Source organism: Nostoc sp. C96, from assembly GCF_059384975.1.
In genome coordinates this window covers 2,833,137-2,846,774 of record NZ_CM182020.1, presented here as the reverse complement: position 1 = coordinate 2,846,774, position 13,638 = coordinate 2,833,137, and the positions used below count along the sequence as shown (strand labels likewise).

Sequence of the window (13,638 nt, the reverse complement as noted above, 5' to 3'; positions counted from 1 at the left end):
GAATTAATGGCTCCCGTGAAAAAATTGTGGCATTTATTTCAATTGATCAGTTATTTTCATTTATTTAGAGTAAAATTAATCACTGTTTCTACACAATGAGCCAGTTAAGAAAACATTTCCACAAATAATTTACGACTAGCTTTTCTGATTGTTTGAATCAATTGTTGTCGTTGATTTAAACGGTAAAAACCCCGGACTGAGTAATCAACATTAATATCATGTTTTTCAAACAAATCAACTACAGCTTCTTCTAACCACTTGCCTTTGACTATTCCTGTTAAACTATAGGGAATAATAAATTTATTTTGACGATTAAAGTAGTCAAGACTTTGGCAGTAAAATTTATCTGTTTCTTTACTTGCTCTAATCGAACCCCAGCGTTCAAATTCCCAACCTGATTCATTTGGTTTTAAATAAAACTTCAGTCTATCTTTGACCCAAATACCTGCTTGCAAACTTATGCGATAGTTACATTTTTGCCGCAACTCCCAGAGTATAGGGTATTTACACAATTTATTGTATGGTTCGTTTCTGTTACCAACAATTTCCATTAACCGAATATGGGCGCACTCTTCATGCTCCATAATTTGGAGAAATTGCTCAATCAGATCTGTATTTACATAATCATTAAGAAAATAGTCTTCTTGTAAATACAGTACATATTTTGTATTAATTTTATCTAAACACCGAATTAAGCAATCACTCCAACTTAATTTAGCTGTTGATTCATCTAGCCCAACTTGCGAACACTGAATATTTAAGCCTGGATAAGCAAAGGTTTTTGTCTCTGTATTGAGAATAATAGGATATGGACAATTGGGCCAATAAATAGAGAAAAGCTTGAAGAAAGGCTGCCAACAATCTTCAAAACTGTCTGTGCTATTTACCAGAATTGTTAGTTGTGGTTCATTAGTCATACTTGTGCGCTCGAAATGTTATTTGTTTAAATAAATTTATTTACTAATGTACGAAGTTTATGATTTTTTACAGAAAAGTGGGCGTGATAATTGTCTGAGATAAAATATCAAAAATATATTTAAATTCTTGTTGCTAAACAACTGCTATAAATACCTTCTAAAATTTTGATTTGTTTGGAATTATCAAAATTTTTGGTTATATGTTCTCTGGCTTTGACACTAAAGTATTGCCATTTTTCATTATCTTTTAACAGAGCCAAAATATACTCAGCTAATCCATCAATATCACGCTCTGCTACTAGAAAACCAGTTTCTCCGTTAATCACAGCTTCTGGGATACCAGCATGAAACGTACTAACAACAGGAAGCGCCATAGCTTGCGCCTCAACGACAACAGTAGGTAATCCTTCCGAATCTCCTTGAACAGCGGTAACACTTGGTGCTGCTAACACTTTGGCCCGGTTCATCCAGCTTTTTACTACTTCTGAGGGTTGTACTCCCAAAAACTGATAGTTGCTCAATAATTTTGCTGCTAGAGCTTCTAGCTCTGATCTTAGGTTACCATCTCCGATAATTATTAATTTGGTGTTAGGTAAAATAGATTGGACTCTTGCCATTGATTTAATCAGGTATTCACAACCTTTCTTTTCTGTTAAACGCCCCACAAATAGAACTACAGGCTCTCTGGTAAGTGAAACATCTTGTTGAAATTTGGTAATGTTTATTCCATCGTAATGTGTAATGATTTTTTCCTCTGGGAAACCCTTCTCTATGAGCTTTGTTTTAATAAAATTAGATACAGCAAGAAATTTCTGGGCTTCACGCTTCAGCACGTCCAGACGACGATAATAAATCCAATGATTTACAGAAGCGTAACGAGCATACTCTTCTTTGACTGTGGCATCAGCGCCCCGAAAGTGTACTAGTAAGGGAATTTTCAGTTTTCGGGCTAATGGAAGTGCTAATACCCCACTTAACCCAAATTGAGCATTAATCAAAACAGGATTGATCTGTTGTAATTCTTGATATAATTTTGGCGCAAAGCCAGAAAATTTAAATGCAGCCTCTACTAATTGACCAGATAAGTTTCCTTTATTGACTACTATTGCGCGTTCTGGAGGTAACATTAATCCTTTAACAAAACGCGAACCTGCATAATAAGCAGTAAAATTTTTTAATTGTTCTCCTAATAAATCTCGGACAAATGTTTGAGAAGCAGGAAGTAAGAGGCTACTGAAGATTACAACGGCGGGATTGGAAATATCCGGTTTTTTATCTAACATGAAATTTTGATGAGTTGCTAACCTAATTACTAGGAAATAATCTAGCTTGTTTGCTCTGTGCGATCGCCTTAATTTTATGAGTTAATTATATTACTGAAAAAGTTGATCAATATTGATATGTTTTGGAACCCTTGATTAACTGGTTAATTCTAGATTTAAACAGAAAAATTGCCCGATATCCATTATTGCCCAAGGTTGATAATACTATTCCCTTAATAATCATATTTGCTGACCAAGGTAAATATTTTAATAAACCAATAACATAACCCCAAGCCAGCAGTTTTTTACCATCTTCGACTGATTTTCCTACCCGAATCAGCTGAATAATTGAGGTCTTTAAGGATATAAATCTCCAATATTCTATGTAGCCAACACGCTGTTTCATAATTTCACCCCATTTAGTTTTAAATATTTCCAAACCTGTAGATTTTGCTGCTAAATTACCTCTAATTTGCTGGTCATGAAAATATCTGATAATAAGTGGTTGATTTACTGCTAAAAAATGATTATTTGCGGCGGCTAGACTTAACCATAAATCGTAGTCTTGAAAACTAGGTAGACTTTCATCAAAACCATTCACCCCTAGTAAAGCAGAGCGCTTAACCATAAATAGTGATGTAGTAGGAGGTAGCCAACCTCTCAATAAATGATCAAGCACATCACCTTCATAAAGAACTAAGCTAGGTATTTTTTGTTGTCCTTCAGCACATTCATACCCCAGTCCGTAGATAACAGTAGCATCAGGATCATCACTGTCTTGTAAACGTTTTAACTGTAACTCTAGCTTCTCAGGTAGCCATTCATCATCACTATCTAAAAATGCGATTAGTTCTGCACTTGCTGCTTTAATACCTTGATTGCGTGCATAGCCACCACCATAGTTTTTCCCTAAAGCTAAAAATATAATTCGTGGATCTGTAAATTCTTTAACCACTTCAGCCGTGTTATCTGTAGAACCGTCATCAACAATAATCAATTCAAAATTAGGAAAAGTTTGTTTGAGAATACTGGAAATTGCTCGTGGTAAAAGATTAGCTCGATTAAATGTTGGCACTACAACACTAACGATTGGTTGCTCTTGAATTGATATGTTCATAATTTTTATATTTTTAATAATATTTATTTATTAACTATAAAACTCTTAAATATTACAAAATTATCAACATTGACGATATACATTGCCTGTGATTTCAGCTATAGTTTTCCAGTCATATTTTTCTGCTACTTGGCGATTATATTGACCCATATTTGATAGTTGAAATTGTTGTTTTAAGGCTGCATTCATGGCTTTAATTAAACCACCTTCATCATCAATTTCATATAAAAATGCTCCATCATTATCTAGTACTTCGCCAATACATCCTTTGCGTGGCGCAATACAGGCTCGACCAAAAGACATAGCCAGCATTACAGCTCCTGAAGTTAAAATATCTCGATAGGGAAAGACAACTACATCACAAGCATTCATATAAATTTGAATTTTCTCGGCGGGAACAAATCCCGGTATAAATTTAATTTTTGGATCATTATCAATCTTCTGTAAAAGCATATCTGTCATTTCGGGACTATTTTGATATACTTTTCCTGCAATTACTAATTGACTAGCATTATTATTTAGATGTTTAAATTTATCGATTAGTTCCAATACTCCCTTGTATGGCCTAATCATTCCTAAAAAAAGAAAAACCAAAGCAGAATCATCTAAATTTAAGCTTTTTCGTGCTAGGCTTTTTTCAATATTATTATCGTAACAATTGATATAGTTACCATGTGGAACAACAAATATCTTATCGTGATTACTTAGGGAAAAAGACTTTATAACTTCTTCTTTGGCACTGTCACAATGGGCAATAATGCCATTGGCTAATCTAGCAACACAACTGCTACAGAAACTATCTAAAATTAGGTTTTTATTTTCATGATTTTTTAGATTATGTACAGTCCAAATAATTTTGATTCCTACTATTTTTAAAATAATCAATTCTAAAATAAAAAATAATAGTTTTAGTAATCTTTCTAAGATGGTTGAACCTGCAAAGAAAGGATTCAGCCAATGTAAATGTACTATATTGGTTTTTTGAGGAAAAAATACTGCCGGTAGAAAAAAAGTTGTTGATATTGAAGCATCCGGTAGTTCTGCTTGAATACCTAATTTATTAAGGTGGTTAATTAGCTCTTTTTGGTATGGATTATCATCATTTGTTCGAGGTAGGAATATAGATTTCATGTTGAATTAATATTAAAAATATTTTTTATTCAAATTGATAATTTTGTAAATGATGGGTTTAAAATTTGTGATTGTTAGCAATTTTCAAGATGCTATTTTTGTCTGATTTAACCAATGCCTGAGTTTCCAAAATTTGTTACAGAAACTTATGAAGCTTAAACGAATTTTGAGCTTAATATAATTTGGATAGAAAGTTTCGCTCATAGGAAAACTCTCTAAAAGAGCCTTGACAGTTTGAGTATCGCCGAAATAAATATGGCGATAAGCTGCTAGTAATGCGTAATATGCTAAACAATGCTCCAGAAGAGAAAGATATTCTGGGGGACAGTTATTTCTGATAGGTTCTGGGTCTGTAAGCTTGGGCCAAGGTGGTCTTACTCCCTTACGCCCTTGCCCAAGTTCAGATGCTTCAGTATGATGCCACATAAGTGGGGTAGGGTCTAAATAAATTTGGTAGTTTAATGCTACTTGTATCCATAAATAAGAGTCTTCACCATAAGTGCAGCGATCTTTACTATAAAAACCACCAAACTGTTCGACTACCTGTCGTGAACATAATACTGCTCCAGAGTGGAAGAAGTCGATCACAGATTTCACTAATTGCGGTTTCATATCAGTGGGCAGTCGCCATACACCTTCTGTTGTCAGAAAATGGGGAAGATGTTCTTGCCAACTTGTACGTTCTTCACCCCGAAAATGTCCACTCACACTCAGCAAACACTCAGGGTGTTTTTGAAGATGTTCTATGGACTTCTCTAAAAATTCTGGTAACCACTCATCATCAGCATCAAGAAATGAGAGAAAGGGAGCCTTGCTTTCTGTGATACCTCTGTTACGTGCTGCACCAGGGCCGCTATTAATTTGGTGAATGATGTGGATGCGGGAATCGTGATAATTGCTGACAATATCTGGTCCATTATCTGTAGAGCCATCATTCACAACAATGATTTCAAAGTTTTGATATGTTTGCCCTAGTACTGAGTCGATCGCTCTAGCGATATACTTACCTTTGTTGTACAAAGGTATGATCACACCTACAAGTGGAACTTGTTTTGGCTCCAATTCTTTCATCTTGATGTTCCTGCAATGATGAAGGTTTACTGCATAATTAAGCTAATATCTGTGCAATTAAGTCAAAATTAGTTGCTGTTCTTTGTTTGACTTCTGGTAAAACGGAGTTTAAATGAGCAGATACTTGCTGACGTTGCTGCCAAGCACTACGAATTGTGTTACAAGCTATATCAATATCTAGAAACTGTTGAGCAGATATCAGTAATCCTTGGTGAACCATTTCTGCACCCAGTAAATCGGTCATAATACCTTCGGCTTTGACAGAGTAACCTATGGGTAAGGTACAAACACCACTTGATAATCCAGCGATCGCAGCGTGCATTCTCTCAGACACAACTAAATCGCAAGTACTGATCAAACCTTTAAATTCTGAGGCTGTATGTTCAGCACCAGCTAACTGGACACGAGGATCGAAGTTCAATAATCTCTGCAATTGTCCGGCGAGAATGCGATCGTCGTTGTGAGGACGATAATCATGTACATGTGGAATCAGGATTACCTGCGCCCCAAATTCATCAAGAATCATCTTGATTACTTGACACCAAACTTTGATGTGTTGCTCGTAGTCAGTACGAGTATAGCGACAAATACCTTGACTAATTCCAAGGGCAACTAAGGGACGGTCTGGATTGATGTTGTACAATTTCCGCAAGTTAGCAACAATTTCTGGCTGTGCTGGCGGGAGCAAAAATGCTGGGTCAGCTGTATGTTTAACTATATCTGAAGACAGACCTAAATCTTTAGTTACATATTTATAAGAGAATCCTTCTCTAACAGTCACTAACTTGGAGCGACGAGCAACATTCAGCCAAATTTCTGCTTCTGCTTGAGTTTTAAAAGGCCCAATAGATTGCGCCAGGAATACTACAGGCACACCAGCGTCTAAAGCATATTCTAGGGGTTGGAGTTGTCTTTTGAGAAAGTTGACACCGTAATCAGAGCTAAATATATCGCCACCAGATGCGATCGCCACTGATGCACCATCCAGCAACCGCAACATATCTTTGTAGGCAGGTGCTATGGACTTATAAAACTGAGATAAATTGTTCCGCCAGCGTTGAAGTTTATGAATTGGTCTTAAGGAACCATCACTAATTAAATCTACGTTGTACTGTTGCAACCTGACTTCATCATAATCAAGCGTTTCCGTGAGGATACTCATAGCCAGCTTTGGCTGACGTTGGCGTAGCTGCTCAATGGTTGTTACCACCATTGCTTCAACACCCCGGTTACGTAATCCAGTAATTCCTGTAATAACTGCTTTCACTTGATTGCCAACTCCATCTTTAGTAGTATTTTTTACTTAACTAATAGGCTTTTGATAAATTTTTTACACTTTTGAATAAATTGCTTCCATAAAACAGTAGATGGGTAAGTCAATTGATATTGCCACACCAAAAAATTCATATTTTTTGGGAAAACAGAAAACTGCCCAGCTTTTATGGCTTTTTGAAAAGCAATGTGGCTTTCTTCGCCTAATTTCATCCTCAGTTCTTGTCGTTTTTGCAGTTGTCTACTTAAATGAATAATTTGCGATTTAACCCGCTTATTTGGCCGCCATTCACCACGTTTGTCCGCCAAATATAAACGGTAGGCTAAACCTTCCCTGCGATGGTTTAGTCCCGAAGATTGTGATTTTGCGACTTCATCTGCTGTAATGGCATTCAGGTGTAGATTACCTGTATTTATTCCTTTTTCAATTAATTTCTGGATTACTAGATTACGAACAACAACTACATTTGTGCCTTGACTATCATTAACATATTTAGGTAGCCAAGCATCACCAACAACTATATCTGCTGCTTCCGCAATTACATCATCACAATATTCACAAGCTTTATATTTAAAAAAACCATGTCCCCAGTCCCAACCGTATAAATCACGCACCGGACTAACATATTCAATCACTTCGCCATCTTTTAAACCAACAGCTTTCATCCCATATTGATTAGCACCTCTATCAGCCAGCTTGTATCGGAAGTCAAATTCTAAAAGATCACCTGGTTTGATTCCACCTTGCCAAGCAAACATTTGTGCAAAATGAATACTTTTTAAATGTCCACAAATTAGCCCCACACAAAATTTTATCCGTTCAGCAATTATGGGATCTTGCTTCATCAGCAGTCGAATAGCTTTAATAAAACATGGAACACCAACTATTACATAACGTCCAGGCTGCTCTCGCAGCATTTGTATAACTTCTGAGATTTCAATTGGGTAATATCGTGATTTTGCTCCGTTACGCACCTCTTCTATAGTTTTAGATATCTGGTAATTAAATAATCTGGGATCTGTTGGAGAAGGCGTACAAGGCTTAACATGAATAACTCCATCAACTAAACCCTCACTTAGAAGTTGAGTAACAATCCAATTCCCCATACCACCTGAACTACCACGTCTACGGAAATCACTTTCGTTGACAAAACCTGCATAAGTTGTCAGATAGTAGCCAATTTGGTTGTGATATTGACAATCTTTACCGAATATTTCCTCAGCAAGCTGATCTTCATTTAATCCTTCATTTGAAAAAGGACAAACTGTTTGCAATGAAATCTGATGAGAGATTTGATCAACTGGCTCATTCAGCGTTGCACAAAGCTTGCCATACTCATCTAGTTTTATCTTGATAGGAGAATCAACTACAGCAGCACAAGCACCACAACCTATACAATAACCACCATCTACTACAGTTTCAAATAGTTTGGATATTTCTTGATTTTTTGATGTACTGCCTAACATTAATCACATTCTCCTCGTGGCTGATAAACCAACATTTATTTTTTTAAACTCATTTTAGGAAATAATGAACTCAGGAGATTTCTTATTTGTTGTAGATAGTGTGGTGCAATTAGTGCAATAGTTCCTGTATATATCAAAAAACCACCTACTATACAAAGAAAAAGTAAAGTGTAGGAATTAACTATATCTGGGAAATTGAATACATTTTTTATACTGAGATTAAATAAACTTTTAATCCCTAAAATTCCAGCCACCATTGCTAGAGTTGCTACTAACGGAGTGAGATATTGCTGCAAGTAAGTTGTTAATTTAATGTTGATTAATTTTTTCAAGACAAATATGGGTATAGGCGACATAATATAAGCACGAAAAACATAAGATGCGGCGACTGCTACTATCCCCCAACGAACTGCTATCCAAAAGCAAGTAAAGTTGCCAATTGCCTGAATACAATACAGTGCTAAATTCCAACTAGGTTTGCCCATAGCCATAATGACTGTACCATTGTAATAAAAACCCGCATACAAGGGGCCAACTAAAGTTAATATCTGCAAGACTGGTATACTTGTTTTCCACTTTTCTCCAAAAACAGTCACTATTAAATCAGGGGATAAAATTGAAATACCTATAAAGACTGGAAAAGCCACAATACTAGTAAAACTAATTGCATTATAAAATGCTTTTCGCATCTTTTCCGGTTCTTGTTGTAAGCGCGAAAAGACAGGCATCGCTATTTTCTGAATCACGGAAATCATTAACTGAGTGACTATCATAAAAATTCGATAAGCCACCGAGTAATAACCAAGAGCAACAGAATCGAGGAAATAGCCGATTAAAAAATTATCAGAGTTTTGATTAACAAAGTTCAGGACATTAATTCCTGTGACGTTAATACCAAATGAGAATAATTCTTTGAAGTGTTTTCGAGAAAATCTAAATCTAGGTCGCCAATCGCTAACCCACCATAAAGCGATGACTTGAGTCACACTATTAGCTAAATACTGCCCAACTAAACTCCAAACCCCAAAACCTAAAAATGCCAAAACTATACCAACAACACCACCTACAACCACAGCTATTAATGAACGCACAGCTAAACTTTTAAAAGCCAGCGAACGTTGCAGAATTGCTTGTTGTACACTGCTGAGACCATTAATTACAAAATTGAGAGACAGCCAGCAAAGAATTGGTATTATCTTAGGTTCTTTAAAGAAGGCGGCAACTAAACCAGAACAAGCGATGCTTAAAGCCGCAAGTATTACACTCACTCCTAAATTAGTCCAAAAGGCAGTATCTAAATGCTCTGCTTCCAAGTCGTGACGCTGAACAATTGCTGTCGAAAATCCTTGATCTACAAAAATTTGTAAAAAGCTGAGAAATATGCCCGACAAAGCAACTAACCCGAATGCTTGTGGCCCTAGTAATCGAGCTAGTAAAAAGAAAACCCCAAAGGAAACCACCTGTTTTCCCCAACTCTCAATCGCAGACCACAGTAAACCTTTAACTGCTTTCTGTCGTAAATTTGATGTTTGTTTTGGTGATTCCATTCCAGGCTTTACCTATACAAAGGATAGAAATATCTATTATGATTTTTTCACTGCGAATTGCTATTTGATCAAGGAAGCAGATTATCTTGATTAAGAATTAATCATTAGCCTAATTAAAAGGGCAAAAATTTTTTCAAAAGTTTACATTTAAAAACACACTTAATTCAGGATAGTTAATACTAAAATAGGAATACAGTGATTAACTGAAAGTCTGAATTAAATATGGTTAATTTATCAATTATCACGACTAAAATTGGCTAAAAATTACTCATTCCACTGTGGTATTTAGGAAAACTCCAGCAATACGGCTAGATAATAATAGCTGTTTAGCGGCTAACCAGATGAAAACTGGAATTGTTGTTGCATAGCGCCGCCAAAGTCGTCGCGGTTCTTGAATCCAACGATAAAGCCATTCTAAGCCTAAGTCTCGGATTATACGGGGAGCGCGTTTCTGAATTCCGGCATACACAGGGAAAACACCACCTACTCCAATCATGACTGCGCGAATTTTACCCTTGTGTTGTGCTATCCATTTTTCTTGTTTTGGACATCCTAGAGATACCCAGACTACACCCGCGCCACTGGAATTAATTTTATTGACTAAAATTTCGTCTTCAGTTTCCGTCAGCGGGCGGAAGGGTATTGGTTCCATTCCAGCTATTTTCAGTTTGGGAAATTCTTGTCCCAATCTCGCTTGCATTTTGGCAAGAATTTCAGTTTGTGAACCGACAAAGAAAACACTCAGATTATGCGTTTGTGCATACTGACATGTCTTAACAAATATATCCATACCGGCTACACGATCTTGGTAACGAGATCCCATTCGACGCATCATCCAGACTAGTGGCATACCATCAGGTGTGACCATATCTGAATTTTGTAGTACGTTAGCAAAATCTGGATTCCAGTGGGCTTCCATGAGCATGTGTACATTTGCTACACATACACTTCTACTTTCACGAGCGATCGCCCATCGTAGAATTGTTTGTATCTGATCCTCAAAGCGTAAAGCTGTAATAGGGAAATCGAGTACTTTTTGAGTAGGCAGAAACATATCTGCTACCATAGCTCACTCCTTGTATCAAAGATAAATAGAAACAGATTGCCTTAGGCACTCTCCATGTCTAAATAAGCCAATTAGATGAATCTTGACTTTTTTTTGAGCTTGTAGCTTTTTTACAAGAGAACACATAATTATGAAACAGTTTCTCAGCAATTTTACTATTTACTGAATACTATTCCAAAAAATCACAACCGTAGATTAGCTTACTTGTTTAACTAATAGTTTATTACACTAGTCTGCAAAACTTTATATTTACTTTATATTTTTCTAGGGATTAGTTCACCTAAACATTACATTCATACTTAATTTATGCTTACGTAATAGTATTTATGTTCGTAAAAATTTCTTGTAAATTTAGGCAAATTTTTATACGTCATCCCTCTTATAGAGGATTGATTGCTATTAAATATATTTAAATTCATACAGGGAAATGTATCTATCAATAATATTTATTTATAAATAAAGTAATTTTACTAGGTATAATCTAATTCCTATTCTCGAAACCAACTTCAAATAATAAACAACGCGTATTCATTCAGTAAAATATTACAACACTATAGTCAGGGTTTCCTTACATCTCGCCATCATTATTTGTAGGGGTAGTGTTAAACAGAACACTTCATATTATTTGTTTTTTGACGTTTCCGTACAAGCCGTTGGTTAAACCTACAAAAATTAGCAAATAAAAAGGGGAGGAATAATTCCCCCCCCTTTTTTGATTGTTATCTCTATTATCTGATTGATTATTTTCTTTTAATCGTTGCCTTAGCATTTGTCTTTGTTTCTTGAGTTGCCGCTTTCTTGCTGAACCACCTTTGCCTTTATCATTTCTCCCTTCGCGGCGAGGAGATTCCCATCTTTTTAAGCGCATAAAAATAGTTTTTACTGGAGTGTGTTAATTGGTAATACCATTATAATACATCTATATATTTATTGTCTACCCAAATCTCACAACTCCTTTATCCTCTATTTACCCGTTTGCTTGACCAATCGAACCTAATAAAATGCTGTTAGAAAACATCAGATTCCATACAGCAGCAATAATTTAAACATCAATGACTTTTATCACAAAAAGTCAAATGCCAAGAAGCTATGCACATTCTATCTAAGTTGAATTTTATTCAACAGTCGTAGCGTATCACACTAAAACCTTTAGAAATAGTGCGTTAGGCTTGCCTTAATAGACTTCAAAAACATGAAATTTATAAGGTAAGCTTGTGTCTGATTTAGAACTACACAAATATCTTCCCAAACTTCCCGAACCAGCCCTACAAGAATTTACAGAATGGTGTGTTTTAGAGCAGGCAAAAGCCGCAGGTATAGAATTTACTCCTGATCCAACTAAGTTAGCAAATTTAATACCCAATGAGTATATTTGGCAACTTATTGATCAGTTTATGAAAGTGAAACCAGACCCAATTAAAGCGGGTCTAGTAGCAACAATAGCTGGTCAAGAAGCTGATAGTCATGGTTTAGTTGGTTCGCCAATTATGGCAGATTTTTTGGCAATTTATATTAAGTATTCAATTCCCGAAAATGGCACACCGCCAGAAGAAGCGAAAAAGTTAATCACAGAAGCCGCAATTCAGCAGTATGAAAAGCTATCTGAGCTTGCTGATAAATATAATGTAACGTTCTAAGTTGTGGTCATTAGTTAATTATTCCGAGGCTTTGTCTGTATTATGAGGCAAAGCCTTTGTAGTATTATTTTGAATAATAAAAATATTTTTTAGTATACTTCATCATGACTACCAACATCTACAAATACTGCATCTCCATCATCTGTAAAGTAAAATATTACTCTCTCATCATAATCTATACTAAAACTCCATAATTTATTTAGGTTCCCTGATAATTTATGAGTTCTCAAGCTTTGCTCAAATGGATCAGATGTAAACTGTTCTAGCTTGTGCCAAAACCTTTGTTCTAAATCAACATTGCCTTTGATTCTTTTTTTAAAAGCACGCCGAAATGAAGAACTGAAGCTAACTTTTACTATCACTCCTCAATCAATTGTCTCAGTTCATTAATATTAGATGAGAACTTTAATTCTGCATTTTGCTCTTCTATCCGTGCTGTTTTGAAATTATTAACTATTTCTTCTCGGCGTTCTTCGCGGAGATACTGTTTTAGTAAAAGTTCAAGTTCTTGCTTTTCTTCTAAGGAAAGGCTTTTGATTGCCTCGACTACATCACTAAAGCTCATAAACTCAAATACTTGTTTGAAATCTTATTTGTTCAATTTAACATGATGGCTGTTTGTTAGGACAACAATAGTAAATTATGACTTTCTTCTGATTGATTCTACCCATTGACGCTGAAATTCTGCTTGTTCTTCAACAGAAACAGGTTCTACATCTTCTCCAGACGCAAAAATATGTACTAACTGAGTACGATTTGGAAAACTGCCAATTTCAGCTTTATATACTTTAATGCCTAAACCCATATCTGCTGCCATACCAGTAATAATAATTTTACGACTGGCTCCGTAACATATAGGATAAAGATGTTGCAGAGCTAGTTGCTCACGAATCAGCTTGAAAGTTCCAAAGAAAATCCCATCAATACACTCAATTTCACCATCAGCCCATTTCAGCTTTATCCGACATTCAGTATGTCGTCCTCTTTCATCCGTCCAATCTCGACAACCCAGTTCTACAATTGCGGGAAACAACGTTTTATCAGCACTTTTAAGTAAAATATGATGTTGTCCGAATGGTTTTTCTAGAACATTTGACATACTACAAATAAGATAGCCTAAAGGTTTAATTCACTAGCTTTAATTGTTATAT

General features: G+C 35.7%; 14 protein-coding genes. 1 reads left to right on the top strand and 13 read right to left on the bottom strand.

Annotated features, from left to right (window positions below; translation table 11 throughout):
• Positions 1 to 104: 104 nt before the first annotated feature.
• The 10 genes from AC504W_RS12255 to AC504W_RS12210 all read right to left on the bottom strand — a co-directional run bounded on the left by AC504W_RS12255 (position 105) and on the right by AC504W_RS12210 (position 11,718).
• Complete coding sequence (locus AC504W_RS12255; protein WP_494877941.1) at positions 105 to 917, bottom strand: hypothetical protein; 813 nt, start codon at positions 915 to 917, stop codon at positions 105 to 107.
• A gap of 119 nt (positions 918 to 1,036) precedes the next feature.
• On the bottom strand, positions 1,037 to 2,200 hold the full coding sequence (locus AC504W_RS12250) for a glycosyltransferase (protein WP_494877940.1): 1,164 nt from the start codon (positions 2,198 to 2,200) through the stop codon (positions 1,037 to 1,039).
• Between the two features lie 106 nt (positions 2,201 to 2,306).
• Positions 2,307 to 3,296, bottom strand: a complete 990-nt coding sequence (locus tag AC504W_RS12245) for a glycosyltransferase family 2 protein (protein ID WP_494877939.1) — start codon at positions 3,294 to 3,296, stop codon at positions 2,307 to 2,309.
• Positions 3,297 to 3,359: 63 nt separating this feature from the next.
• The gene (locus AC504W_RS12240; RefSeq protein WP_494877938.1) at positions 3,360 to 4,427 is read right to left on the bottom strand and encodes a glycosyltransferase family 4 protein; all 1,068 of its coding nucleotides are present in this window, start codon (positions 4,425 to 4,427) and stop codon (positions 3,360 to 3,362) included.
• Between the two features lie 84 nt (positions 4,428 to 4,511).
• Positions 4,512 to 5,498 (bottom strand): glycosyltransferase family 2 protein, encoded by a 987-nt coding sequence (locus tag AC504W_RS12235; RefSeq protein ID WP_494879625.1) that lies wholly within the window; start codon positions 5,496 to 5,498, stop codon positions 4,512 to 4,514.
• Between the two features lie 37 nt (positions 5,499 to 5,535).
• Complete coding sequence (locus AC504W_RS12230) at positions 5,536 to 6,765, bottom strand: polysaccharide pyruvyl transferase family protein (RefSeq protein WP_494877936.1); 1,230 nt, start codon at positions 6,763 to 6,765, stop codon at positions 5,536 to 5,538.
• A gap of 32 nt (positions 6,766 to 6,797) precedes the next feature.
• Positions 6,798 to 8,237, bottom strand: a complete 1,440-nt coding sequence (locus AC504W_RS12225; RefSeq protein ID WP_494877935.1) for a Coenzyme F420 hydrogenase/dehydrogenase, beta subunit C-terminal domain — start codon at positions 8,235 to 8,237, stop codon at positions 6,798 to 6,800.
• Positions 8,238 to 8,272: 35 nt separating this feature from the next.
• Positions 8,273 to 9,784 carry a lipopolysaccharide biosynthesis protein gene (locus tag AC504W_RS12220; protein WP_494877934.1) on the bottom strand — a complete coding sequence of 504 codons (1,512 nt, stop codon included), beginning with the start codon at positions 9,782 to 9,784 and terminating at the stop codon, positions 8,273 to 8,275.
• A 268-nt stretch (positions 9,785 to 10,052) separates the two neighbouring features.
• Positions 10,053 to 10,850 (bottom strand): WecB/TagA/CpsF family glycosyltransferase, encoded by a 798-nt coding sequence (locus tag AC504W_RS12215; RefSeq protein ID WP_494877933.1) that lies wholly within the window; start codon positions 10,848 to 10,850, stop codon positions 10,053 to 10,055.
• Positions 10,851 to 11,466: 616 nt separating this feature from the next.
• Positions 11,467 to 11,718, bottom strand: a complete 252-nt coding sequence (locus tag AC504W_RS12210; RefSeq protein WP_494877932.1) for a hypothetical protein — start codon at positions 11,716 to 11,718, stop codon at positions 11,467 to 11,469.
• 346 nt (positions 11,719 to 12,064) lie between these two features.
• Between AC504W_RS12210 and AC504W_RS12205 the strand changes: the two genes are divergently transcribed.
• A complete protein-coding gene (locus AC504W_RS12205; RefSeq protein ID WP_096576538.1) occupies positions 12,065 to 12,487 on the top strand; it encodes a hypothetical protein in 423 nt (140 codons plus the stop codon).
• An 89-nt stretch (positions 12,488 to 12,576) separates the two neighbouring features.
• Here AC504W_RS12205 and AC504W_RS12200 read toward each other — a convergent pair whose 3' ends face one another.
• The 3 genes from AC504W_RS12200 to AC504W_RS12190 form a co-directional block, all read right to left on the bottom strand.
• Positions 12,577 to 12,849 (bottom strand): type II toxin-antitoxin system RelE/ParE family toxin, encoded by a 273-nt coding sequence (locus AC504W_RS12200; protein ID WP_494877931.1) that lies wholly within the window; start codon positions 12,847 to 12,849, stop codon positions 12,577 to 12,579.
• Positions 12,846 to 13,052, bottom strand: a complete 207-nt coding sequence (locus AC504W_RS12195) for a hypothetical protein (RefSeq protein WP_494877930.1) — start codon at positions 13,050 to 13,052, stop codon at positions 12,846 to 12,848. Before AC504W_RS12195 ends, AC504W_RS12200 begins: the two co-directional genes overlap by 4 nt.
• 75 nt (positions 13,053 to 13,127) lie before the next feature.
• Complete coding sequence (locus AC504W_RS12190) at positions 13,128 to 13,586, bottom strand: hypothetical protein (RefSeq protein ID WP_494877929.1); 459 nt, start codon at positions 13,584 to 13,586, stop codon at positions 13,128 to 13,130.
• Between the last annotated feature and the right edge of the window lie 52 nt (positions 13,587 to 13,638).